At 71.4% G+C, this 23,199-nt stretch carries 21 protein-coding genes; 17 read left to right on the forward strand and 4 right to left on the reverse strand.

Annotation, left to right across the window (positions count from 1 at the left end):
• The first annotated feature begins 18 nt into the window (after positions 1-18).
• Positions 19-879, forward strand: coding sequence for a MaoC/PaaZ C-terminal domain-containing protein (locus RIC31_RS08050; RefSeq protein ID WP_350104964.1), 861 nt, complete (start codon positions 19-21; stop codon positions 877-879).
• Positions 880-1,052: 173 nt separating this feature from the next.
• Here RIC31_RS08050 and RIC31_RS08055 read toward each other — a convergent pair whose 3' ends face one another.
• On the reverse strand, positions 1,053-1,853 hold the full coding sequence (locus RIC31_RS08055; RefSeq protein WP_350104967.1) for an IclR family transcriptional regulator domain-containing protein: 801 nt from the start codon (positions 1,851-1,853) through the stop codon (positions 1,053-1,055).
• Between the two features lie 125 nt (positions 1,854-1,978).
• Here RIC31_RS08055 and RIC31_RS08060 point away from each other — a divergent pair, with 125 nt between their 5' ends.
• From RIC31_RS08060 to RIC31_RS08080, 5 genes are all read left to right on the forward strand, one after another.
• Entirely contained in the window at positions 1,979-3,244 is a 1,266-nt protein-coding gene (locus tag RIC31_RS08060; RefSeq protein WP_350104969.1) for an acetyl-CoA hydrolase/transferase family protein, read from the forward strand.
• A 280-nt stretch (positions 3,245-3,524) separates the two neighbouring features.
• Positions 3,525-4,673 (forward strand): CaiB/BaiF CoA transferase family protein, encoded by a 1,149-nt coding sequence (locus tag RIC31_RS08065; RefSeq protein ID WP_350104971.1) that lies wholly within the window; start codon positions 3,525-3,527, stop codon positions 4,671-4,673.
• Positions 4,674-4,875: 202 nt separating this feature from the next.
• The gene (locus RIC31_RS08070) at positions 4,876-6,039 is read left to right on the forward strand and encodes an aminotransferase class V-fold PLP-dependent enzyme (RefSeq protein WP_350104974.1); all 1,164 of its coding nucleotides are present in this window, start codon (positions 4,876-4,878) and stop codon (positions 6,037-6,039) included.
• Positions 6,040-6,053: 14 nt separating this feature from the next.
• Positions 6,054-6,245 (forward strand): hypothetical protein, encoded by a 192-nt coding sequence (locus tag RIC31_RS08075; protein WP_350104976.1) that lies wholly within the window; start codon positions 6,054-6,056, stop codon positions 6,243-6,245.
• Positions 6,246-6,293: 48 nt separating this feature from the next.
• Entirely contained in the window at positions 6,294-6,794 is a 501-nt protein-coding gene (locus RIC31_RS08080) for an LLM class flavin-dependent oxidoreductase (protein WP_350105709.1), read from the forward strand.
• Positions 6,795-6,906: 112 nt separating this feature from the next.
• Here RIC31_RS08080 and RIC31_RS08085 read toward each other — a convergent pair whose 3' ends face one another.
• Positions 6,907-8,442 (reverse strand): class I adenylate-forming enzyme family protein, encoded by a 1,536-nt coding sequence (locus RIC31_RS08085; RefSeq protein ID WP_350104978.1) that lies wholly within the window; start codon positions 8,440-8,442, stop codon positions 6,907-6,909.
• A gap of 200 nt (positions 8,443-8,642) precedes the next feature.
• Positions 8,643-9,431 (reverse strand): enoyl-CoA hydratase/isomerase family protein, encoded by a 789-nt coding sequence (locus tag RIC31_RS08090; protein WP_350104981.1) that lies wholly within the window; start codon positions 9,429-9,431, stop codon positions 8,643-8,645.
• Positions 9,432-9,524: 93 nt separating this feature from the next.
• On the opposite strand from RIC31_RS08090, the gene RIC31_RS08095 reads away from it, so the two are divergent.
• The 7 genes from RIC31_RS08095 to RIC31_RS08125 all read left to right on the forward strand — a co-directional run bounded on the left by RIC31_RS08095 (position 9,525) and on the right by RIC31_RS08125 (position 16,116).
• Positions 9,525-10,631 carry an aminotransferase class V-fold PLP-dependent enzyme gene (locus RIC31_RS08095; protein WP_350104983.1) on the forward strand — a complete coding sequence of 369 codons (1,107 nt, stop codon included), beginning with the start codon at positions 9,525-9,527 and terminating at the stop codon, positions 10,629-10,631.
• A 205-nt stretch (positions 10,632-10,836) separates the two neighbouring features.
• Entirely contained in the window at positions 10,837-12,009 is a 1,173-nt protein-coding gene (locus tag RIC31_RS08100) for an aminotransferase (RefSeq protein WP_350104986.1), read from the forward strand.
• The gene (locus RIC31_RS08105) at positions 12,006-12,524 is read left to right on the forward strand and encodes a GNAT family N-acetyltransferase (protein WP_350104988.1); all 519 of its coding nucleotides are present in this window, start codon (positions 12,006-12,008) and stop codon (positions 12,522-12,524) included. The genes RIC31_RS08100 and RIC31_RS08105 overlap by 4 nt, the downstream gene beginning before the upstream one ends.
• Entirely contained in the window at positions 12,521-13,246 is a 726-nt protein-coding gene (locus RIC31_RS08110; RefSeq protein WP_350104990.1) for a substrate-binding domain-containing protein, read from the forward strand. Before RIC31_RS08105 ends, RIC31_RS08110 begins: the two co-directional genes overlap by 4 nt.
• Before the next feature lie 13 nt (positions 13,247-13,259).
• The gene (locus tag RIC31_RS08115; RefSeq protein ID WP_350104992.1) at positions 13,260-14,294 is read left to right on the forward strand and encodes an iron ABC transporter substrate-binding protein; all 1,035 of its coding nucleotides are present in this window, start codon (positions 13,260-13,262) and stop codon (positions 14,292-14,294) included.
• Positions 14,270-15,313, forward strand: a complete 1,044-nt coding sequence (locus RIC31_RS08120; RefSeq protein WP_350104994.1) for a FecCD family ABC transporter permease — start codon at positions 14,270-14,272, stop codon at positions 15,311-15,313. Before RIC31_RS08115 ends, RIC31_RS08120 begins: the two co-directional genes overlap by 25 nt.
• A complete protein-coding gene (locus tag RIC31_RS08125) occupies positions 15,310-16,116 on the forward strand; it encodes an ABC transporter ATP-binding protein (RefSeq protein WP_350104997.1) in 807 nt (268 codons plus the stop codon). The genes RIC31_RS08120 and RIC31_RS08125 overlap by 4 nt, the downstream gene beginning before the upstream one ends.
• Before the next feature lie 432 nt (positions 16,117-16,548).
• On the opposite strand, the gene RIC31_RS08130 is transcribed toward RIC31_RS08125, so the two are convergent.
• A complete protein-coding gene (locus RIC31_RS08130) occupies positions 16,549-18,063 on the reverse strand; it encodes a M81 family metallopeptidase (RefSeq protein ID WP_350104999.1) in 1,515 nt (504 codons plus the stop codon).
• A gap of 281 nt (positions 18,064-18,344) precedes the next feature.
• Here RIC31_RS08130 and ahcY point away from each other — a divergent pair, with 281 nt between their 5' ends.
• From ahcY to metK, 4 genes are all read left to right on the forward strand, one after another.
• Complete coding sequence (gene ahcY / locus RIC31_RS08135) at positions 18,345-19,640, forward strand: adenosylhomocysteinase (protein ID WP_350105001.1); 1,296 nt, start codon at positions 18,345-18,347, stop codon at positions 19,638-19,640.
• Positions 19,641-20,234: 594 nt separating this feature from the next.
• Positions 20,235-20,990 (forward strand): class I SAM-dependent methyltransferase, encoded by a 756-nt coding sequence (locus tag RIC31_RS08140; RefSeq protein WP_350105004.1) that lies wholly within the window; start codon positions 20,235-20,237, stop codon positions 20,988-20,990.
• A 29-nt stretch (positions 20,991-21,019) separates the two neighbouring features.
• Positions 21,020-21,865, forward strand: a complete 846-nt coding sequence (locus RIC31_RS08145) for an SAM-dependent methyltransferase (RefSeq protein ID WP_350105006.1) — start codon at positions 21,020-21,022, stop codon at positions 21,863-21,865.
• Positions 21,866-21,949: 84 nt separating this feature from the next.
• Positions 21,950-23,128: a methionine adenosyltransferase gene (metK, locus tag RIC31_RS08150; protein WP_350105008.1), complete on the forward strand. Its 1,179-nt coding sequence runs from the start codon at positions 21,950-21,952 to the stop codon at positions 23,126-23,128.
• The last annotated feature ends 71 nt before the right edge of the window (positions 23,129-23,199 follow it).

Raw genomic sequence — 23,199 nt, forward strand, 5'->3', positions numbered from 1 at the left:
CAGAGGAGAGATCACAGCATGCCGATCGACTACGACAAGCTGATGAACTGGCCGTTCCCGGAGCTGGAGCACAGCTACACCGAGCGCGACACCATGCTGTACGCGCTCGGGGTGGGCTGCGGCCACGACCCGCTGGACGCCGCCGACCTGCGCCATGTCTACGAGGACGGGCTGCAGGCGCTGCCGACCATGGCGGTGGTGCTGGGCTATCCGGGGTTCTGGCTGAAGGACCCGGAGACCGGGGTCGACTGGCGCAAGGTACTGCACGGCGAGCAGGGGCTGGTCCTGCACCGCCCGCTGCCGCCGTCCGGCACGGTGATCGGACGGTCGCGGGTGACCGAGATCGTCGACAAGGGCGAGGGCAAGGGCGCGCTGCTGTTCTCGGAGCGCGACGTCGTCGACAAGGCCAGCGGCGAGGTGCTGTGCACCGTCACCTCGACCACCTTCATGCGCGGCGAGGGCGGATTCGGCGGCCCGTCCGGCCCGACCCCGGCGCCGCACGCGATGCCGAACGGCGACCCGGAGCTCGTCCTGGACCTGCCGACCCTGCCGCAGGCGGCGCTGATCTACCGGCTGTCGGGCGACACCAACCCGCTGCACGCCGACCCGAAGGTGGCCCGGGCGGTCGGCTTCGACCGGCCGATCCTGCACGGCCTCGCGACCTACGGGGTCGCCGGGCGGGCGGTGCTGCGGGCGTGCTGCGGCAACGACCCGGCGCGGCTGAAGCGCCTGGACGTGCGGTTCTCGGCACCGGTCTATCCGGGCGAGACCATCCGCACCGAGATCTGGCTGGACGGCGGGACGGTGTCGTTCCGCTGCCGGGCGGTCGAGCGCGACACGGTGATCCTGAACAACGGCCTGGCGGTGATCGCGGGATGAGGGGAGCGACGGAGCGGCCGGTGGGTTCCGGCTCCGTTCCGCCTGCGGCGGTCCGGTCCGGAATGACGAAGAAAGGGCAGGCGGAACGGCTCCACCTCACCCCCATCTTCGTCATTCCGGACGGACGCGCCGCCCTCGGCGCGGTCGATCCGGAACCCACGGTGCGACGGGCGTCAGGCCCGCCGCCGCTCGGTCCGCTCGTTCAGCGCCTCGGCGATCCGGGCGGCGGTGCGCTGCAGCGGCTCCAGGAACTGCCGCACGCCGTCGGCCTCCTTCACGGCACTGTGCAGCAGCATGACGTTGATCGCCGCGAATACCCGGGCCCCGGTGCCGACCGGCACGCCGATCGCCCAGACCTTGTCGTCGAACATCTCGTGGCTGTAGCTCGGATCGGTGATCGCATAGCCGCGCCGGCGGACCTCGGCCAGGATGCCTTCCAGCCGCGCCGGGTCGCGCGCCAGCTCGGTCGCCGGGCCCGGGATCTCCGCCAGCCGCGCGATGATCGCCCGGCGCTCATCGTCGCCGCAATAGGCCAGGTAGGCGCGCCCCAGCGAAGTGGTCAGCACCGGGATCCGGAAGCCCGGCCGGCGCCGCACGAACAGCACCGAGCCGCGTTCCTGGGCGGTCTGCGAGATGATCATCGCGTCGCCGTCGAACAGCGCGATGTCGACCGGCCAGCCGACCTGGTCGCGGACCTCCTGCAGGATCGGGTCGGCCACGCTGCCGACCCAGAGATGCTGGTTGTAGCCCTGGCTGAGCAGCAGGGTGCGGCCGGTCGGGGCGTAGGCGGCGCGCTCCGGGTCGCGCATCACGTAGCCCTCGTGCTCGAGGGTCTCCAGCATCCGCACGATGGTCGCCTTGTCGAGGCCGATCGCCTTGTGGATCGAGCCGACGGTGGCCAGCCGCTCCTGGTTGACCACCCGCAGCACGTCGAGGCCGCGGGACAGCGCGATGACGGGCTTGAATGACGGCATGGTTTCCTCCCGCCGAAAACGAAGCGGCACCATACCACAAAATGAAATGGTATTTCAACAGATGAAGCGCCAATCCCCAGGCACCCGCTACTATAGCACTCCCAGGCCCTTCCGGTGAGGCGGCAATGAGTGCGACCGCAGACATGATCGACTTCGCCGGCCTGGTCCGGCCCGGCGACACGGTGGTGGTCGGCCAGGCCTCGGGCGACCCGACGGCGCTGTCCGAGGCGCTGGTCCGGCAACGCCACGCGCTGGGGCCGCTCACGGTGTTCGTCGGCGCGCTGTTCTCCGACAGCTTCGCGCCGGCGGCGACCGACGGCCTGGCGTTTTCCGGCTACGGCGCCATCGGCGGCGCCGGCGCCCTGGCCCGGGCCGGCCGGCTCGACGTGGTGCCGGCGCAGTACAGCCGGATCCCCGGGCTGTTCGCCGACGGCATCCTGCCGGTGGACGTGGCGCTGCTGCAGCTGGCGCGCGACGGCGACGGCCGGCTCGGCCTGGCCTGCAACAACGACTACTCGCTGGCCGCCGCCCGCCGGGCCCGGACGGTGATCGCCGAGGTCAACGACCGGGCGCCGTTCTGCTTCGGCGCCGAGTGGCCGGACGACCTTGAGATCGCCCTGACGGTCGAGACCTCGCGCCCGCTGGCCGAGCTGGCGCCGGCCCGGATCGGGCCGGTCGAGGAGCGCATCGCCGAGCTGGTCGCCGGGCGGATCCCCGACGGCGCCGTCATCCAGACCGGCATCGGCGCCATGCCGGACGCCATCCTCTCGGCGCTCGCCGGCCACCGCGATCTCGGCGTGCATTCCGGCATGCTGGGCGACCGCTTCCTCGACCTGATCGAGGCCGGTGCCGTCAGCAACGCGCGCAAGCCGTTCGACACCGGGATCACCACCGGCGGCTCGCTGTTCGGCACCGGGCGGCTGTTCCGCTTCGCCGACCGCAACCCGGCGGTGAAACTGGTGCCGCCGGCAATCAGCCACGGAGTCGACGTGATGGCCCGGCTGCCGGGATTTACCGCTATCAACTCGGCGGTCGAGGTCGACCTCTCGGGCCAGGTCAACGCCGAGGTCGCGGGGAACAGGTATGTCGGCGCGGTCGGCGGCCAGGTTGACTTCGTCCGGGCCGGCAACCTGGCGCCCGGCGGACGGTCGATCATCGCCCTGCCCTCGACCGCCCGCGACGGCGCGGTCAGCCGGATCGTCGCCAGCCTGGACGGTCGGCCGGTCACCAGCCTGCGCAGCGACGCCGACCTGGTGGTCACCGAATGGGGCGTCGCCGAGTTGAAGGGCCGCAGCCTGGCCGAGCGCGCGCGGCGGATGATCGCGATCGCCGATCCTGCCTTCCGCGACGATCTGGAACGGGCCGCCGGCGCCCTGCTGAAGAGCGACTGAGAGCGTGAGAATGTATCCCAGCACGGCCTGCGTCGCGTCAGGAAGGTCGCCGGCCAGGAGCGGCGGCGAAGGCGATGCGGCGCATCGGCGAGACGTCGCAACGCCGTCCGGCGGCCTTCCTGACGCGACCCGAAGGGCCGGTCTCCCGCGCCCGCCCTCGGCGTCGGCCGGCTTGCCCGATGCACCGCATCGCGCTGCGCCGCCCTCCTGGCGGACGGACGCGGGAGACCGGCGCAGACCGCGCTGGGATACATTCTCACGCTCTGACGAGGAGACGCCCATGGGACCGCTCGCCGGATTTCGTATCGTCGAGTTCGCCGGCATCGGCCCCGGGCCGATGGCCGCCATGCTGCTGGCCGACATGGGGGCGACGGTGCTCAAGCTCGACCGCATCGAGGCGGCCGGCGACCTCGGCATCGCCTCGCCCGACCGCTTCAAGGTCACCCACCGGGGGCGCCGCTCGGCCGCCATCGACCTGAAGCAGCCGGAGGGCGTGGCCCTGGCGCTCGATCTGGTCGCCCGCGCCGACGCCCTGGTCGAGGGCTTCCGCCCCGGCACCATGGAGCGGCTGGGCCTCGGGCCGGACGACTGCCTCGCCCGCAACCCGCGTCTGGTCTACGGCCGGATGACCGGCTGGGGCCAGGACGGCCCGCTCGCCAGGGCCGCCGGCCACGACCTGAACTACATCGCGCTGACCGGCGCGCTCGCCGCCATCGGTCGCGAGGGTGCGCCGCCGACGCCGCCGCTGAACCTGGTCGGCGACTACGGCGGCGGCGCGCTGTATCTCGCCTTCGGCGTGGTCTGTGCGCTGCTGGAGACCAGGGGCTCCGGCCGGGGCCAGGTGGTCGACGCCGCCATGGTCGACGGCGCCGCCTCGCTGATGGCCGGCTTCTACGGCATGGCCGCCGCCGGGATCTGGGGCGAACGGCGCGGCGCCAACATCCTGGATTCCGGGGCGGCGTACTACGAGGTCTACCGCTGCGCCGACGGGCGCTGGCTGTCGGTGGCGCCGATCGAGAAGCGCTTCCGGGCCGAGTTCTTCCGGCTGATCGAGCTCGGCGACGACGCGCCCTCCGGCGACGACCCGGCCGACTGGCCCGAGCTGAAGCGCCTGGTCGCGGCCCGGATCGCCACCCGGACCTGCGACCAGTGGTGCGCCGTGCTGGAGGGCACCGACGCCTGCGTCGCCCCGGTCCTGACCATGGCCGAGGCGCCGGGCCACCCGCACAACCGGGCGCGCGGGACCTTCGTCGAGATCGACGGCGTGACCCAGCCGGCCCCGGCCCCACGCTTCAGCCGCACGGTGCCGGCGACCCCGACGCCGCCGGAGGCCGCCGGCGCCGGCACCGGCGCGGCGCTGGCCGACTGGGGCGTGGAGCCGGGGCGGATCGCAGCGCTCCGGAAGGCGGGGGTGGTGGGAGGCGGGTGAGGCACGGTGGCGCGGTATCGGGCCGTGCCTCGGTGCCGCTTCGCCGCGCGCCCTCGCCGTTTGCGTCGGATACTCGGCAAGGGTCCGCTGATCCGGGCTCTGGCGCCGCCGTGAATCGGTGGGACGGACACGGCCCGTCAGGTAGGTTGAGCGGAGCAGGCCCGTTCAGAGTTCCTCGCGGCTGTTGTGTGGGAGAGGTCAGTTGAACGATTTCGATCACGGTGCCTCCCTGTCCCTGGAGGAGCTGCGGCGGCGTTTTCCAGTGTCGGAACGCGTGAACTATCTCAACCACGCGGCGACCGGACCGATCTCCCGCGGCGTCCAGGAAGCGATCCGTCGGCAAACCGAGATCCACACGACCCAGCATGAAACCGCGACCGAGAGATATGAGCCCGTCTTCAGGGAATGCCGCGAGTCCGTTGCGCGGCTGGTCGGCACGAGTGCGGCGCATGTCGCATTCGTCCAGAACACCTCGCACGGCATCTCGCTCCTGGCCAACGGTCAGGACTGGCGCGCGGGCGACAACGTCATCGTGCCCGAGATGGAATTTCCATCGAACTACCTGGCATGGCTCAACCTGGCGGATCGGGGCGTCGAACTCCGCAGATTGAAGGTCGTCCAGGGTCGGGCAACGGCGGAGGAACTGAGCCGCGCGATCGATGACCGCACAAGAGTGGTCGCTCTCAGCCATGTTCAGTATTTCAACGGCTTCCGAGCGGACCTGTCGGCGATCGCCGAGGTGGCCCATGCCCGCAACGCACTCCTCGTGGTCGACGGAACGCAAAGCGTCGGTGCGGTCCCGATCGATGTCGAGGCGATGGGAATCGATGCACTGGTCGTCAGCGCCCACAAGTGGATGCTCGGCCCCCTGGGCATCGGTTTCATGGCCTTGTCCGGCGAGATGCTCGCCAGAACACGCGTAACCCAGCTCGGCTGGCTGAGCGTCAACGACCCCTTCGCCTTCAATCGTGAAATCGACCTGCCCGACAATGCCACCCGTTTCGAACCCGGCACCGAGAACGCGGCGGGGATCTTCGGATTGGCGCAGCGGATCAGAGAAATCGAGGCCTACACGATCGAGGGCATCGAACGACGAATTCTTCACCTGAACGACCGGTTTGCCGACCTGGCGCGACGGCACGGCTTCGAGGTCAGAAGTCCGATGGAAGCCGGCGCCCGGTCCGGGATACTGAGCTTCCACCATCCGGCGATCGCCGATCCGGAAACCGTCGCCTACCTGCGGGATCGGGGCATTCACATCGGCTTTCGCGAGGGTGCGCTTCGCGTCTCGCCACATTACTACAACTCGGAGGACGAGATCGACGAGTTGGCCGCCGCTCTCGTCGAGAAGTCCGGCATCCGCTGAAGACCCGAGGTTTCATGGCCCAGCGTCAGATGCATCTGGTCGCCTACCTCAAGACCGGGCCGACCGCGCTGCATGTCGGCGGCTGGCGGCACCCGGAATCGACCCTCGACGACATCCTGCACCCCAGCCGCTACCAGCACATCGCCCGGGTGCTGGAGGCCGGCTGCTTTGACGGCTGTTTCTTCGCCGACCTGTTCGGGCTGTAAGACATCCACGGCGCCGGCTTCGACCCCTATGTCCGGCGCGGCGGCCAGATCAGCTTCCTCGACCCGACCGTGGTCCTGCCGGTCATGGCGGCGGCGACCACGCATCTCGGCCTCGGTGCCACCCTGTCGACCAGCTTCCACACGCCCTGTCACCTGGCGCGCTGGCTCGGCTCGCTCGACGTGCTGAGCGGCGGTCGGGTCGCCTGGAACGTGGTGACCTCGGCGACCGACCTGGAGGCCAGGAACGCCGGCATGGACGCGCTGCCGCCGCGCGAGGAGCGCTCGATGAAGGCCGAGGGCCTGACTCTCGCCGAGGCCGCGGCCCGGCGCCACCGCCGGCGCGAGCTGGTCGGCACCCCGGCGCAGATCGCCGACCGCCTGCAGGGGCTGTTCGAGGCCGGGGTGCGCGACGGCTTCGTGCTGTCGCCGACCATGTTCCCGGGCATGTTCGAGCAGTTCTGCCGCGCCGTGGTGCCGGAGCTGCAGCGTCGCGGGATCTTCCGCAAGCGCTATACCGGCAGCACCCTGCGGGAGAATCTGCGGGGGTAGCCCCTCGCGGCTGGCCGACCCTTCGCTGCGCTGCGGGCACCTCAGGGCGATAGTGATATATTCTGTCGCCCTGAGGTGCCCCCGGCCTCGCGCCGGGGGCCGCGAAGGGCCGCTACCCCCAATACGCCGCCCGCAGCTCGCGCTTGAGGATCTTGCCGATCTCGCTGCGCGGCAGGTCCTCGCGCAGCTCGACCGCCGACAGCCGCTGGGTCTTGCCGAGGCGGGCGTTCGCCCAGTCGCGGATCGCCTCGGCGTCAGCGGCCGTCCCTGGCCTCGCCACCACCAGGCCGAGCGGGGTCTCGCCCCATTCCCGGCTGGGGATCGCGATCACCGCCACGTCGGCGACGTCGAGGTGGCCGCGCAGCACCGCCTCCAGGTCGGCGGCGTAGATGTTGAAGCCGCCGGAGATGATCATGTCCTTCTTGCGGTCCAGCAGCTGCAGGAAGCCGTCCGCGTCGAACCGCCCCATGTCGCCGGAGCGGATGAAGTCGTCGCCCTCCGGGCTGCGCCAGACCATCTCGGCGGATCTGTCGGGGGCGTTGAAATAGCCCTGCATCATGGCGCCGGATCGGCCGACGATCTCGCCGAACGACCCCGGCGGCAGTTCCGTTCCGTGCTCGTCGATGATCCTGACGTCGGCGCCCGGCGACGGCCGGCCGGCGGTGTCCCACTTGTCCGGGTGGGCGGCGCAGTCCAGCGTCGTCGAGATGCCGCCCTCGGTCAGGCCGTAGATCTCGATCAGGTTGCCCGGCCAGCGCGCCATCACCCGCGCGATCAGCGGGCCGGGCAGCGGTGCGGAGGTCGAGAACTTGGCCCGGTAGGACGACAGGTCGAAGCGGTCGAATTCCGGCTCGTCCATCAGCCGCATGTACTGCACCGGCACCAGCATGGTGTGGGTCGCCCGGTGGCGCTGGCTGAGCGCCAGGAAGCGCTTCGTGTCGAACCGCGCCATGGTGACCACCGTGCCGCCCAGCGCCAGGGTCGGCAGCACCGCCACCAGGGTGGTGTTGGAGTACAGCGGGGTCGAGGCCAGCATGATCGTGTCGGGGCCGATCCCCATGGTCGCGAAGCGCCGGATCTGGCGCGAGCGGAAGCGGTGCGGGTGCAGGATGCCCTTGGGCGTGCCGGTGGTGCCGCTGGAATAGATGATGTTGAACGGGTCGCCGGGGTCGACGGCCACGGGCGGGCGCGGGGCGGCATCGCCGCACCATCCGTCGATGTCGGCGAGGTCGACCGTCTCCGTCGCACCGAGGCCTGTGGCGGTCGCCATCCGGGCGGTCGAGGCGAACAGCAGCCGCGCGCCGCTGTCGTCGCGCATCTTCCGCAGGGCGTCCGGGGCGGCGCTGAACGGCAGCGGCACCATGCAGGCGCCGGCACTCAGTGCCGCGGCGTACAGCGCCACATGGGCGGCCGAGTTCTCCGCCAGGCTGGCCACGTTGTCGCCGCGCCCGACCCCGGCCGCCGCCAGCCGGGCGGCGATCCGGGCGGCCAGGACGCCGAATTCGCGCCAGGTGAGCGTGCGGTCCTCGTCGATCACCGCCGGCCTGTCCGGGAACGCGGCGGCGTTGGCGGCGACGCGGGCGCCGAAGTCGACCAGTTCCTCGCCGGCGATCTCGGGCGCCCGGATGGGCTGGGACGGTTCGGTCATGGTCTGCTCGGGGTTCGGTCGGGGTCGGCGCCTGGAAACTTCTCGGCGGTGGGTGGGTCCCGGATCTACGCGGCTGCGCCGCTGCGTCCGGGATGACGACAATATGCGGATAGGGCCTCCGACGCCTCCCCTCCCTTCGTCATTCCGGACCGGGCCGCCGACGGCGGACCGGAGCCGGAACCCACCCGCCGCCCCGCACCTCACCCGCCCTTGAAGTCCGGCTTGCGCTTGCCGCGGAAGGCCGCCACCCCCTCGGCGAAGTCGGCGCTGCCGAAGGCGGTGGTCTGGGCCATCGCCTCCAGTTCCAGGAACCCCTCCAGCGGCAGCTCGAAGGCGCGCTGCAGCAGCTGCTTGGTCAGGCCGAACGCCAGGGTCGGGCCGGCGGCGAGCTGGCCGGCCAGTTCCAGCGCGGTGTCCATCAGCGCGTCGGGCTCGGCCAGATGCGCCACCATGCCGATCTCGTGCGCCTGGGTAGCCGAGACCTCGCGGTTGAACAGCAGGATGTCCTTGGCCCGCACCATGCCGACGGCGCGCGGCAGGGCATAGGCCAGCGCCAGGTCGGGCACCGCGCCGATGCCCGGGAAGCCCGGCTTGAATTTCGCCTCGGTCGAGGCGCAGACCACGTCGCCGGCCAGCGCCAGCGAGAACCCGGCCCCGGCGGCGACCCCGTTGACCGCGGTCACGACCGGCTTGTCGGATGTGAGCAGCGGGACCAGCCAGCGGTAGGTGCGCTGCATGCGCAGCCGCATCGCCGTGGTGTCGCGCTGGTCGAAGGCCCGGATGTCGCCGCCGGCGCAGAACGCCCGGCCGGTGCCGGTGATGACGATCGCCCGCACCGCGGAATCGGCCACCAGCGCGGGGATGTGGGCCTCGATGCCGTCCTTGATGCCGGCCGACAGCGCGTTCAGCGACGCCGGCTCGTTCAGGGTGACCACCGCCACCGCGCCCTCGCGGCGCAGCAGCACCGATTGCCCGTCGCTTCCGTCCATGTCGTGCCTCCCTGGATCCGATCGATTTTCTTGAACTGTCGTTTCGTTCTGCGAAATTGACAATCGTCTTCGCCGCCGCCCTATCATCCCTCCATGCTGGCCCCGAAATCCGACTTCATCGGCCTCGACGACGGCCGCGTCCACCTGGCGACCGGCGGGCAGCCGCCGCTGCTGAAGGCCCACCGCGCCGCCTTCGAGGCCTATGCAGCCGACAAGGCCGGCGGCGCCGCCGGCTACCACCGGCACTGGGACGTCGGGCTGGAGGCCAAGGACCGGCTGGCCGCCCTGACCGGCCTGCCGCCCGCCGACCACGCGCTGATCGGCAGCGCGTCGGAGGGCATCGCGCGGGCCCTGTCGGCGATCGACTGGCGGGAAGGCGACAGCGTGGTGGTCTCGGCGCTCGACTACGCCGCCGGCCGGCACGCGATGCTGCGGCTGGCCCAGCTCGGGGTCGAGCCGCGCGTCGTGCCGGGCCGCGGCTGGCGGATCGAGCCCGCCGACCTGCTGGCGGCCTGCGACGCCCGCACCCGGGCGCTGTATGCCAGCCAGGTCACCTCGCTGACCGGCCAGCGGATCGACGTCGCGGCGCTGGCCGCGGGCCTGCCGGCCGGCACCATGCTGATCGTCGACGCCAGCCACGCGCTCGGCGTGGTGCCGGTGGACGGCACCCTCGCCGACGTCACGGTATCGAGCTGCTACAAGTACCTCTGCGCCACCCAGATGGGCGTGCTGGCCTGGAACCGGGCGCGCCGGCCGGACTTCGAGCCGCTGGCGGTCGGCTGGTGCTCGGGCAGCGACGGGCCCGACCACAGCCGCTACGTTCCGCACGCCGACGGCCGCCGGGCCCAGGCCGGCAACTCAAACCATCTCGACGTCTACCTGCTGCGCGCCTCGCTCGACTACCTGGCCGGCTTCGGCATCCCGGCGATCGCCGCCCACGCCGAGCGGCTCGCGACCCGCCTGCATGCCGGCCTCGCGGCGCGCGGCCTCGAGATGGTCACCCCCGGACCGGCCGCCGAGCGGGCCGGCAACGTCGCCTTCGCGCACCCGGACGATGCCGGCATCGTCGCCCGCGCCGCCGCCGCCGGCATCCACCTGTGGGACGGCTCCGGCCGGGTGCGCTGCTCGGTCCACCTGTTCAACGACGACGGCGACGTGGACCGGCTGCTCGAGTGGCTGGCGGCGGAGGGGGTGCGGTAGGGGGCGCCCGTCGCCCTGTGGGTCCCGGAGCCGCCCGCTGTCGCGGGCCCTCCGGGATGACGGAAACATTAGGTCGTCATCCCGGAGGGGCTGCGCGAGCAGCCGGCTCCGGGACCCACGCAGCGACGAGCGGTAGATAGGGTATGGCGCGCGCCCGCTCGCCCGCCATATCCTCCGCCGTCCGCCACCTACCGGTTTCCGCGCCATGCCCTTCGCCGCCAATCCCGACGTCGTGTCCGTCGTCGAGCCGCCGATCGCCGAGGCCAAGGGCTGGGTCGCCGGACGCACCTACCCGGCGCACCGGCCGCTGCTGGACCTCTGCCAGGCGGTGCCGAGCTATCCGCCGGCCGAGGAGCTGCGCGCCCACCTGGCCGAGCGCGTGCGGCTGTTCGAGACCGCGCAATACACCGCGATCACCGGTATAGCACCGCTGCGCGAGGCGCTCGCGGAGCACATGGCCGGGGTGTACGGCGGCTCGATCGACGCCGACAACGTGCTGGTCACCGGCGGCTGCAACCAGGCCTATACCCTGGCGCTGATGGCGCTCGCCCGGCGCGGCGACGAGGTGATCCTGCCGCTGCCCTACTACTTCAATCACCAGATGTGGCTGGATGCCCTCGGCGTGACCGCCCGGCACCTGCCGTTCCGGCCGGACCGCGGCGGCGTGCCCGACCCGGCCGACGCCGTCAAGCTGATCGGCCCGAACACCAGGGCGCTGGTGCTGGTCACCCCGAACAACCCGACCGGCGCGGTGATCCCGCCCGACGTGCTGGCGCAGTTCCGCGACGTCTGCGCCGAATACGGCATCGCCCTGGTGCTGGACGAGACCTACAAGGACTTCCTGGACCCCGGCGAGCCGCGCCACGGGCTGTTCCGCGACCCGGCCTGGGGCGACACGGTGATCCAGCTCTACAGCTTCTCCAAGGCGTTCAGCCTGACCGGCTACCGGGTCGGCTCGATCGTCGCCGGCGCCGGCTTCGTCGACCAGGTCGCCAAGCTGATGGACACGGTGTCGATCTGCGCCTCGCGGATCGCCCAGGACGGCGCGCTGTACGCGTTGCGGCACCTGCTGCCCTGGGCCGACGGGAAGCGGGCCATGATGGCCGGCCGGCGCGAGGCGCTGCTGCGCGAGTTCGAGAGCGGCAACCTCGGCTTCGAGCTGGTGTCGACCGGCGCCTATTTCGCCTATCTGCGCCACCCCTTCGTCGGCGAGACCGCGGCGGCCGTCGCCAAGCGGCTGGCCCAGGAGCACGGCGTGCTGGCGCTGCCCGGCACGGTGTTCGGCCCCGGCCAGGACCCGTATCTGCGACTGGCCTTCGCCAACCTGGAGGCCGAGCGCATGGGCGAGGTCGGCGACCGGCTGCGGGGCGCGGTGTGAATGCCGCCGGCGTCCGGGTCGTCCGGCTGGACGGGCCGGCCCGGCTGCCGCAGGTGCTGGCCGCCATCCACGGCGCCTTCGCCGAATACGAAGGGAAGCTGGCGCCGCCGTCGGCGGCCATGAAGGAGACCGTCGACAGCCTGGCCCGGCGGCTGGCCGCCGGCGCGCTGTTTGTCGCCGAGGATGCCGACGGCACGGTGATCGGGGCGGTCTGTGCCGAGCGTAAGGGCGAAGCGATCTATCTAGACCGTCTGGCGGTGCCGCCGGCGGCCCGCGGGCGCGGGGTGGCGGCGGCCCTGGTGGCGGCGGTCGAAGCCTTCGCCGCCGAAACCGGCGCCGCCTCGGTGACGCTCGGCGTGCGGCTGGCCCTGGCGGATAACATCGGGATGTTCGAGCGGCTCGGCTACGTCGAGACCGCGCGCACCGCGCATCCCGGCTTCGACCGCCCGACCTCGGCGTCGATGGCCAAGCCGGTCGGCCGGGGACCGGGCGGCCGGGGACCGGGCGGGCGATGACCGGGCGCCCGGCGCTGTGGGCCGCCGGCAGCCTGGCCGCGGCGGTCGCCGACCTCACGGCGCGGCCCGGAATGGACGCGGACATCACGGTCGGCCCGTCGGGCCTGCTGCGTCGGCGGATCGCCGCGGGTGAGCGCTGCGACCTGTTCCTGTCGGCCGACCTCGGTCACCCGCTGGCGCTGGCCCGCCATGGCTGGGCATCGGCGGTCGTGCGGTTTGCCGGCAACGGGCTGTGCGCCCTGGCGCGACCCGGCCTCGCGGTCTCGCCGGGGACCCTGCTGGACGTGCTGCTCGACCCGGCGGTGACGGTCGGCACCTCGACGCCCGGCGCCGATCCGTCCGGCGACTACGCCTGGCGGCTGTTCGCCGCCGCCGACACCCTGCGGCCGGGCGCCCGGGCCGCGCTGGTGGCCAAGGCCCGGGTGCTGACCGGCGGCGAGGTCCCGCCGGCCGCGCCGCCCGGCCGCCACGTCTACGCCTGGCTGGTCGACGGCGGCCAGGCCGACCTGTTCCTGACCTACCGGACCAACGCGGTCGCGGCGATCGCCGACAACCCGGCGCTGCGGATGGTCGACCCGCCGCCGGCACTGTCGGTGGCTGCATCCTATGCCCTTGCCGTACGGCGCCACGCCCCCGCCTCGGCCCGCCGGCTGGCCCTGGCTATACTGGCGCCGGACGGCCGGGAGGTTCTGCAGGTCCACGGCTTCACGACCGACGGATGACGGACCGGGACGCATGGTGCAGCGGGTACTCCTGATCCTGGCGGTGTTGCTCGCGGCGCTTCCGGCGGCGGCTCGGACCGTCACCGATTCCGCCGGCCGAACCGTCGAGGTCCCGGACAGCGTCGGCCGGGTGTTCGCCGCCGGCCCGCCGGCCTCGGTGCTGGTCTACGTCCTGAAGCCCGAGGCGCTGCTGGGCTGGCCGCGCGCCCTGCGCGCCGAGGAGCGGCCCTACGTCGCCGAGCCCTACCGCGACCTGCCGGAGACCGGCCGGCTGACCGGGCGCGGCGGCGACGCCAACCTGGAGCTGGTGCTGGCGCTGAAGCCGGACGTGATCGTCGACTTCGGCTCGGTGCGCGACACCTACGTCTCGCTCGCCGACCGGGTGCAGGCCCAGACCGGCATCCCCTACCTGCTGTTCGACGGCCGGTTCGAGAGCACCGCCGCCTCGCTGCGGGCCGCCGGCGCGGCGCTCGGCGTGGCCGATCGCGGCGAGGCCCTGGCGCGCGACGTCGAGGCGAGCTTCGCCGGGCTCGACGCCGCGCTGGCGGAGATTCCGGAAGCGCAACGACCGAGGGTTTACCTGGCGCGCGGACCGGACGGGCTGGAGACCGGGCTGAAGGGCTCGATCAACACCGAGATCATCGAGCGCGCCGGCGGCCGCAACGTCGCCGACCCCGGCGACGGTCGGCGCGGCCTGGTACAGGCCTCGCTCGAGCAGGTGATCGTCGCCGACCCGGACACCATCGTGACCTGGGACCGCAACTTCTACCGGGCGGTCCGGACCGACCCGCTGTGGGCCGGTATCGCCGCCGTGAAGCGCGGCCGGGTCTACCTGTCGCCGACCGCGCCGTTCGGCTGGATCGACCGGCCGCCGTCGCTGAACCGGCTGATGGGCCTGAAATGGCTGGCCGGGCTGTTCTACCCGGAGCGATTCCCGAGCGATCTGCGCACCCAGGTCCGAACGTTCTACAGCACCTACTACCATGTGAACCTCGACGGGCCGGCGATCGACCGGCTGATCGAATGGGCCGACGGGCGGGCGCCCTGACCGGCCCGGGCGCGATGCGGTCGCCCGGCGCGGTCGCGATCCTGGCGCTGCTGCTGGCGGCCGCGGTGCCGGCGGCGATGCTGGTCGGGCCCTACCCGCTGACGCTTGCCCAGGTGCTGGCGGCGGTCGCCGCCCGGCTGTCCGGAAGCGCAACGATCGGCGACAGCGTCGACACCGTGGTGTTCGCGATCCGGCTGCCGCGGGTCGCCGCGGCGCTGCTGGTCGGCGGCGCGCTGGCGGCCGCCGGCACCTGCTACCAGACCCTGTTCCGCAACCCGCTGGTGTCGCCCGACATCCTCGGGGTGTCGGCCGGCGCCGGGCTGGGCGCGGTGCTGGGGATCTTCCTGTCGCTGCCGGTCGCGGCGATCCAGGGCATGGCGTTCGCCGGCGGCCTCGCCTGCGTCGCCCTGGTGGCGGCGGTGGCGGCTGCGGTCCGGGGCCGCGACCCGATCCTGGTGCTGGTGCTGGCCGGCGTCGTGGTCGGCGCGCTGGCCGGGGCCGCGACCTCGCTGCTGAAGGTGCTGGCGGATCCCTACGACCAGCTCCCGGCCATCACCTTCTGGCTGCTCGGCAGCCTGGCCTCGATCCGCGCCGGCGACCTGGTCCCGGCGCTGCCGGCGGTCGCCGTCGGGCTGGTGCCGCTGGTTCTGTTGCGCTGGCGGATCAATGTCCTGGCGCTCGGCGACGACGAGGCCCGGGCGCTCGGCGTCGAGGTCCGCCGGCTGCGTGCCGGGGTGATCCTGTGCGCCACCCTGGTGACCGCCAGCGTGGTGGCGATCGCCGGCGTCGTGGGCTGGGTCGGGCTGGTGATCCCGCATGTCGCGCGCATGCTGGTCGGCCCCGGCTTCGGCCGGCTGCTGCCGGTCGCGGCCCTGCTCGGCGCCCTGTACATGCTGGTGGTCGACACCCTGGCCCGCAGCATCGGGACCGCCGAGGTGCCGCTCGGCATCCTGACGGCGGCGATCGGGGCGCCGTTCTTCCTGTGGCTGCTGGCGCGCGGCCGGCGCAGCTGGTCGTGACCGCGCGCCCCATGAACCCGCTCGTCGAAGCCGGCGGCCTGGCGATCGGCTATCCGGGCCGGGCGGTCGGCCGCGACATCGACCTGGCGGTCGCCGCCGGCGAGGTGCTGTGCCTGCTGGGGCCGAACGGCTCCGGCAAGACCACGCTGTTCCGCACCCTGCTCGGCCTGCTGCCGGCGCAGGGCGGGACGGTGCGGCTGGGCGGCGACCCGCTCGACCGGATGCCGCGGCCGGAGATCGGCCGCCGCGCCGCCTATGTCCCGCAGTCGCACGCCCCGGTGTTCCCGTTCAGCGCCCACGAGGTCGTGCTGATGGGCCGGACCGCCCGGCTCGGCCTGTTCGCGCAGCCCGGCGCCGCCGACCGGCAGGCGGCCGACGACGCGCTGGCGGCGGTCGGGCTCGCGGAGCGCGCCGGGTCTCCCTACACCGACCTGTCCGGCGGCCAGCGCCAGCTGGTGCTGATCGCCCGGGCGCTGGCCCAGGCGGCGCCGCTGCTGGTCATGGACGAGCCGACCGCCAGCCTGGATTTCGGGAACCAGGCCCTGGTGCTGACCGAGATCCGGCGGCTGGCCGACCGCGGCCTCGGCATCGTGCTGTCGACCCACGACCCGGACCACGCCTTCGCGGTCGGCGACCGGGTGGCGCTGCTGCAGGACGGCCGGATCCGCGGGCTCGGGGCACCGCCGGAGGTGCTGACCGACGCCGCCCTGAGCGCGGTCTACGGCGTGCCGGTCTCGGTCGAGACCCTGGCCTCCGGCCGCCGGGTCTGCGTGCCGGCGCTGGCCGAGCCCGGCACCGGCTGATTCCGGTATCGTGCCTCCTTCCCTTTCGTCATTCCGGACGGATGCGCCGCCCCCGGCGCCGCCGAGCCGGAACCCACGTGACGACCTTCGCGATTCACACATTTCTCGGCGGCGGGTGGGTTCCGGAGCCGGACGCTCGCGCGTCCCCTCCGGAATGACGAAGGTGGGCAGGATTTGGCCGGTTTCCCTCCTGGATCCACCCCTCACTTCGTCATTCCGGAGGGGCTGCGCGAGCAGCCGGCTCCGGGATCCACTGCGTGACGGGCACTGCCAAATACTTCAAGAAGCTGACGTTTTCGCGATGTGTGAACACCATAAACGTGACGACGGGTGCCACCTCCTGCGACGGCTGCGGCTGTTGGGTTCAGGCTCCGTCCCGCCTGCGGCGCTCCGCTCCGGAATGACGACAGGGGAAGAGAGGGCGCTGGCCGGTCAGCCGGCGCGCAACGGGTAGAGGGTCGGCGGCGCCAGCCGGAACGGGAAGCCGGCGATGTCGAGGGCGGCCGGTCCCGGCGCGTCGATGTCGATCATCGCCGGGCAGATCGCCCCGAAGGCGGCCCGGAAGTGGTTCTTGGCCTTCACGCAGAGCACCGCGGTCGCGGCGACGTCGATGCCGTGCAGCGCGAAGAACGCCGGGTCGTGCGCCGAGCCGCAGGCGGTGGTGACGATGATCCCGACGTTGCCGACGTCGATCATCGCGGTCGGGCCGAGCGACATCGGCAGGCCGTGCATCATCGGGCCGCTGTTCACGTAGTTGCCGTCGGTCAGCCGCCGCACCGTCCCCGCGAACGGCACCGGCGGGCCGAAGTCGCGGCTGATCCGGCCGCCGAGCGTGCCCTCGACCGTACCTCCCTCGCCGGCGGCCCGGCAGCGCTCCACCAGGCCCGGATCGGCGAGGAACGCGAACACACAAGCGATCTCGGGCGCGGCCGCCAGCAGGGCGCGCAGCATCTCCGGGGTGTCGGCGATGCCGCCGGACAGCGGGTTGTCGCCGGAATCGATCACCGCGACCGGCCGGACCTCGCTGCGCAGCGCCCGGGCGATGCCCTCTTCGGCGCTCGGCAGCGCGATGTAGAAGCGGTCGAGCCGGCGGCGCATCTCGTCCACCAGGCGCCCGGCGGCGGCGCGGGCCAGCTCCCGGTCGCCGTCGGCGAACACCATGGCGCCGGCGCCGGCCACCGCGGTGTCGCCGTAGGAGAAGCCGCCGAACGGCGAGGCGTCGAGGATGCGCGGGTCGCACTCCAGGCCGCGCGCGAACGCCTCCAGTTCGGCCATCGGGCCCTCGGCGGTGCGCATGTTGATGCTGGGCAGGATGGCGTCCAGCTTGGCGATGTGCCCGACCGGCCGGATCTCGCCCCGGACGGTGCGGTCGAGCAGGTCGAGCACGCGCCCGGCGGTTTCGGCCATGTCGGTGTGCGGATGCTCCTTGAACCCGGCCGCGACGGTGACCAGCCCGGCGATCCGCGGGTCGAGGTTGGCGTGCAGGTCGAAGCTGACGCCGAGCGGCAGGTCCGGGCCGATCGCCTCGCGGATCCGCCGGACGGTCTCGGTGTCGGCACAGTCCATGCCTTCGACCAGCATGGCGCCGTGCAGCGAGACGAACACCGCGTCCCAGCCCTCGCCGCCCGGCCCGCCGCCACCTGGGCCGCCGCCACCTGGGCCACCGTCGCGCAGGTCGGCGACGATCTCGCCGACGATCGCCTCGTAGGCGTCGCGGGTGACCGGCCCGGCCGGGGTCGCCCCGGTCATGCGCAGGAAGCTGCCGCGCCATTCCGGACGGGCGTCGAGGAACGCGACGGCGCCGCCGCCCTCGGTGGTGGTGCCGCGGTAGACCGCCTCGGCCTCCTGGCCGCGATACCACTCGCGCCGGAATTCCGGCAGGCCGGTCGGCACCGGCGAGAAGGAGTTGCCTTCGTGCGAGAACCGGGCGACGGCGAGGCGGGGCATTGCAGGCTCTCCGTGGCGGAGCGGACGGCGGCAATGCCGCTGCGATCGCAGAGGTGATCACGTGCCAGCCGGGTTGTCGACCGCGGGCCCCGGAGCCGCCGGAACCGCCCGCGGCACCCTTCGGGCCGGACGGCCGTCGGCGCCGTCAACTTGCTCCCGGACGCTCGCCTTGCTATACGCCGCCCCGGGCGAGACCCGTCGCCGGCGCATGTCTGCAGCCGCGCCGGGTCAGGGGCGCCGACGCGCCGCCCGTCGATTTTCCGCTGCACAGGGAGCCGTACATGGCCGAATTCACCGACTACAAGGTCGCCGATATCAAGCTGGCCGACTGGGGCCGCCGCGAGATTGCCATCGCCGAGACCGAGATGCCCGGCCTGATGGCGATCCGCGAGGAATACGGGCCGTCGCAGGCACTGAAGGGCGCGCGTATCACCGGCTGCCTGCACATGACCATCCAGACCGCCGTGCTGATCGAGACCTTGACCGCTCTCGGCGCCGAGATCCGCTGGTCGTCCTGCAACATCTTCTCGACCCAGGACCAGGCCGCGGCGGCGATCGCGGCGGCCGGCATCCCGGTGTTCGCCTGGAAGGGCGAGACCGAGGAGGAGTACGAGTGGTGCATCGAGCAGACCATCGTCGGCAAGGACGGCTGGCGCCCGAACATGCTGCTCGACGACGGCGGTGACCTCACCGTCATCATGCACGAGAAGTACCCCGAGCTGATGAAGGACGTGCGCGGTGTCTCCGAGGAGACCACCACCGGCGTGCATCGGCTCTACGAGATGGCCAAGAAGGGCACGCTCGCGGTGCCGGCCATCAACGTCAACGACAGCGTCACCAAGTCGAAGTTCGACAACCTGTACGGCTGCCGCGAGAGCCTGGCCGACGGCATCCGGCGGGCGACCGACGTGATGTTCTCCGGCAAGGTCGCGGTGGTGGCCGGCTACGGCGACGTCGGCAAGGGCTCGGCCCAGGGCCTGCGCAACGCCGGCGCCCGCGTGGTCGTCACCGAGGTCGACCCGATCTGCGCGCTGCAGGCGGCGATGGAAGGCTACCAGGTGGTCACCATGGAGGAGGCGGCCCCGATGGCCGACATCTTCGTGACCGCCACCGGCAACAAGGACGTGATCACGATCGACCACATGCGGGCCATGAAGGACCGGGCGATCGTCTGCAACATCGGCCACTTCGACACCGAGATCCAGATCGGCGCGCTCCGGAACTTCAAGTGGGAGAACGTCAAGCCGCAGGTCGACGAGGTGGTGTTCCCGGACGGCAAGCGCCTGCTGGTGCTGGCCGAGGGCCGGCTCGTCAACCTCGGCTGCGCCACCGGCCATCCGAGCTTCGTGATGAGCGCATCCTTCTCGAACCAGGTTCTGGCCCAGATCGAGCTCTGGAAGAACCACGCCAACTACCAGAAGCAGGTCTACGTGCTGCCGAAGAAGCTCGACGAGCGGGTCGCCGAACTGCATCTGAAGAAGATCAACGCCAACCTGTCCAAGCTGTCCGAGGAACAGGCCAGCTATCTCGGCGTCGCGCCGCAGGGTCCGTTCAAGCCCGAGGCCTACCGCTACTGAGGTTCGGATCGTCCGCCGCTGCGCGCGGCGATCGCTGGAAGGGGCGCCTCAGGGCGCCCCTTTTCGTTTCTGCAGAACCGGGATGTATTCGTCAAACTCTATACTACATGGAAAAATTAACCATTTTTATCTGAATTATACTGTTTTTCGAACGATACTTGACCCTTTGCCCAGGACCCCGACCGCAACCGAATCCGTCGAATGAACGACAGAGAGCGACGGTTTTGCGCTCATCTGGATATCATGACGCCGGCGCCGGCCGATTCCGCAGGCTGAAACGCATAAACGAATCTCATAATTATAATTTAATATCAATAGCTTATGATCAAACTCACCGACCGGAAAGTCAAATTTCCCCAAAAGGGGGTTGCTTTTCAGATCTCGATCGGTTGAATCAACCATACAACCAGACATCATCGGCCCGATCGCGAGCGCACAAGACTCCGGGTCGATCCTGTACGCGAATGCGCCAGATATTCGCGCCCGATTGATTGTTGCCGTCGTGGTGCCGCATTCCAGCGCGCGGCCGCGATGTCCTGCGACCCGGCGCCGTCTGTGCCGGTCGCCCGACCAGAGACCCACGGAGACCTCGACATGCAGAACGACATCTACAAGCGCGAGTACACGCGGGAGTTCGTCTCGCGCTGGGACGATCTGATCGGCTGGGACGGCCGGGCCGAGGGCGAGAACGGCTTCTTCGAGCGGCTGTTGCGCCGCAACGGCTGCAAGACGGTCGCCGACATCGCCGCCGGTACCGGCTTCCACGCCATCCGGCTGGCGCATGACGGGTTCGAGGTGACCGCGTCGGACGGCGCCGAGACCATGATCCGCCAGACCGCGCAGAACGCCGAGGACATGGAGGTCCAACTGGCCGAAACCCGGACGGTCGACTGGCGCGAACTGCACAAGGCGTTCGGCCCCAACCGGTTCGACGCCCTGGTCTGCCTCGGCAACGCCTTCTCCCACCTGTTCGAGGAGGACGCCCGCCGGGAGGCGCTCGAGTCGATGCGGACGGTGCTGCGGCCGGGTGGCCTGCTGATCCTGGATCACCGCAACTACGACAAGATCCTCGACCACGGCTACAGCTCGAAGCACCGCTACTACTACGTGGGCAACGGCGTCGACGCCCGCCCGGCCGAGATCCGCGACGATCTGGTGAAGTTCGAATACTCCTACCCCGACGGCAAGAAGTACCACCTGTCGCTGTTCCCGCTGCGCCGGCACTACGTGCAGAATCTCTTCGACGAGGCGGGCTTCGCCAACATCACGACCTACGGCGACTTCGAGACCAGTTTCGAACACGACGAGGTCGACTTTTTCCAGCAGATCGCCGTCAAGCCGCGCCACTGAGCGCCGCCCCAACCATCCGGGAGGAGACCATGAATCTTCAGACCAAGGACCGGGCGGCGGTGACCGACGTCGTCGCCCAGACGAAGAGCTACTACGACGGCCCGGCCGACCAGATCTATCGCCACATCTGGGGCGAGAACATCCACATCGGCTACTTCGAGAGCGACGACGAGTCGTTGCGCGAGGCCATGAAGCGCTCGAACGAGCGCATGGCCGAGGGCGTCGACCTGGGGCGCGGCGACGTCGTGCTCGACGTCGGCAGCGGGTACGGGGCGCTGGCCCGCTTCCTGGCCCGGCGCTACGGCTGCGAGGTGGTGGCGTCGAACATCTCCGAGCGCGAGCTGGAGTGGGGCCGCGAGCTGACCGCCGAGCAGGGGCTGGAAGACAAGGTCCGGTTCGAGTTCGCCGACTTCCACGACCTGCCGTTCGAGGCCGAGGGGTTCGACTACTACTGGAGCCAGGAGGCCTTCCTGCACGCCGCCGACAAGTCGACGGTGCTGACCGAGGCCAACCGGGTCCTCAAGCCCGGCGGCGCCATCGTGTTCACCGACCTGCTGGTGCGCGACGGGACCCCGGAGGCCGACCGCGAGCGCATCTACGAGCGCGTGAAGTCGCCGGACATGTGGGACACCGCCGCCTACCTGTCGGCCCTCGAGGCGGCCGGCTTCACGGTCGACACCCACGAGAACTGGTCGGAGCACGTGGCCCCGACCTATGCCTGGGTGCGCGACCAGCTGGAGCTGCGCCGCGACTGGTTCGAGGACCGCATCGGCAAGGACGCGGTCGACCGCACCTCGGCCGCCCTGCAGTTCTGGGTCGACGCCGCCGACGCCGGCAAGATCGGCTGGGAGTACTTCGTCGGCCGCGCGAACTGACGCCACCCCTTGACCCGCCGGGCGCGGCCACGGCCGCCGCCCGGCGGGGTCCCCGGCATTCCTAAATCCGACACGGAGCTATCGATGAGCAACGCCTATATCCTGACCTCGGAGTCGGTCGGTCCGGGCCATCCGGACAAGATCGCCGACCAGATCTCCGACGCCGTGCTCGACGCGCTGCTGGCCCAGGATCCGAACAGCCGGGTGGCCTGCGAGACCCTGGTCAACACCGGCCTGATCCTGATGGCCGGCGAGATCACCACCACCGCCCAGGTCGACTACACCCAGGTCGCGCGCGACGTGGTGCTCGACATCGGCTACGACGACAGCCGGCTCGGCTTCGACGGCGCCAGCGCCGCCGTCCTGGTGGCGCTCGACAAGCAGTCCCCCGACATCGCCCAGGGCGTGAACGAGGGCAGCGGCCTCGACCTCGACCAGGGCGCCGGCGACCAGGGACTGATGTTCGGCTACGCCTGTCGCGAGACCGAGGAGCTGATGCCGATGCCGATCATGCTGGCGCACCGGCTGACCCGGCAGCAGAACGAGGTCCGCCGGTCCGGCAAGCTCGCCTGGTTGCGCCCGGACGCCAAGGCCCAGGTCTCGGTACGCTATGTCGACGACAAGCCGGTGGCGGTCGACACCGTGGTGGTCTCGACCCAGCATGCCGAGGACGTCGACCACAAGACCCTGACCGAGGCGGTCGTCGAGGAGATCGTCAAGCCGATGATCCCGGCGAACATGATCTCCAACGAGACCAGGTACCTGATCAACCCCACCGGCCGGTTCGTGGTCGGCGGCCCGCACGGCGACTGCGGCCTGACCGGGCGCAAGATCATCGTCGACACCTACGGCGGCATCGGCCGCCACGGCGGCGGCGCGTTCTCCGGCAAGGACCCGTCCAAGGTCGACCGCTCGGCCGCCTACGCGGCACGCTACGTCGCCAAGAACGTGGTCGCGGCCGGGCTGGCCGAGATCTGCGAGGTGCAGGTGAGCTACGCCATCGGCGTCGCCCAGCCGACCAGCGTGCACGTCAACACCCAGGGCACCGCGCGGGTGCCGGAGCGCCGGATCGAGCAGCTGATTCGCGAGCACTTCGACCTCCGGCCGAAAGGCATCATCAAGATGCTCGACCTGCTGCGGCCGATCTACCGGCAGACCGCCAGCAACGGTCACTTCGGCCGGTCCGAGCCGGAGCTGACCTGGGAAAACACCGATCGGGCGGCCGGCCTCGCCGCCGCCCTCGACCGCGACGCGGCCGATTGAGGGGGATGCCGCACCCGGCGGCCGAGCGGTCGCCGGGTGCGCGCTTGTCGCGACAGGCCCGGCACGCGTAG

This window comes from Thalassobaculum sp. (genome assembly GCF_040219615.1).
Taxonomy (GTDB): domain Bacteria; phylum Pseudomonadota; class Alphaproteobacteria; order Thalassobaculales; family Thalassobaculaceae; genus Thalassobaculum_A.

Excerpts from the sequence above, each read along its gene's own strand:
- RIC31_RS08050 (WP_350104964.1), top strand. The coding sequence starts at position 19 with ATGCCGATCGACTACGACAAGCTGATGAACTGGCCGTTCCCGGAGCTG.
- RIC31_RS08055 (WP_350104967.1), bottom strand. The coding sequence starts at position 1,853 with ATGCCGTCATTCAAGCCCGTCATCGCGCTGTCCCGCGGCCTCGACGTG.
- RIC31_RS08060 (WP_350104969.1), top strand. The coding sequence starts at position 1,979 with ATGAGTGCGACCGCAGACATGATCGACTTCGCCGGCCTGGTCCGGCCC.
- RIC31_RS08065 (WP_350104971.1), top strand. The coding sequence starts at position 3,525 with ATGGGACCGCTCGCCGGATTTCGTATCGTCGAGTTCGCCGGCATCGGC.
- RIC31_RS08075 (WP_350104976.1), top strand. The coding sequence starts at position 6,054 with ATGGCCCAGCGTCAGATGCATCTGGTCGCCTACCTCAAGACCGGGCCG.
- RIC31_RS08085 (WP_350104978.1), bottom strand. The coding sequence starts at position 8,442 with ATGACCGAACCGTCCCAGCCCATCCGGGCGCCCGAGATCGCCGGCGAG.
- RIC31_RS08090 (WP_350104981.1), bottom strand. The coding sequence starts at position 9,431 with ATGGACGGAAGCGACGGGCAATCGGTGCTGCTGCGCCGCGAGGGCGCG.
- RIC31_RS08095 (WP_350104983.1), top strand. The coding sequence starts at position 9,525 with ATGCTGGCCCCGAAATCCGACTTCATCGGCCTCGACGACGGCCGCGTC.
- RIC31_RS08100 (WP_350104986.1), top strand. The coding sequence starts at position 10,837 with ATGCCCTTCGCCGCCAATCCCGACGTCGTGTCCGTCGTCGAGCCGCCG.
- RIC31_RS08110 (WP_350104990.1), top strand. The coding sequence starts at position 12,521 with ATGACCGGGCGCCCGGCGCTGTGGGCCGCCGGCAGCCTGGCCGCGGCG.
- RIC31_RS08115 (WP_350104992.1), top strand. The coding sequence starts at position 13,260 with ATGGTGCAGCGGGTACTCCTGATCCTGGCGGTGTTGCTCGCGGCGCTT.
- RIC31_RS08120 (WP_350104994.1), top strand. The coding sequence starts at position 14,270 with ATGGGCCGACGGGCGGGCGCCCTGACCGGCCCGGGCGCGATGCGGTCG.
- RIC31_RS08130 (WP_350104999.1), bottom strand. The coding sequence starts at position 18,063 with ATGCCCCGCCTCGCCGTCGCCCGGTTCTCGCACGAAGGCAACTCCTTC.
- ahcY (WP_350105001.1), top strand. The coding sequence starts at position 18,345 with ATGGCCGAATTCACCGACTACAAGGTCGCCGATATCAAGCTGGCCGAC.
- RIC31_RS08140 (WP_350105004.1), top strand. The coding sequence starts at position 20,235 with ATGCAGAACGACATCTACAAGCGCGAGTACACGCGGGAGTTCGTCTCG.
- RIC31_RS08145 (WP_350105006.1), top strand. The coding sequence starts at position 21,020 with ATGAATCTTCAGACCAAGGACCGGGCGGCGGTGACCGACGTCGTCGCC.
- metK (WP_350105008.1), top strand. The coding sequence starts at position 21,950 with ATGAGCAACGCCTATATCCTGACCTCGGAGTCGGTCGGTCCGGGCCAT.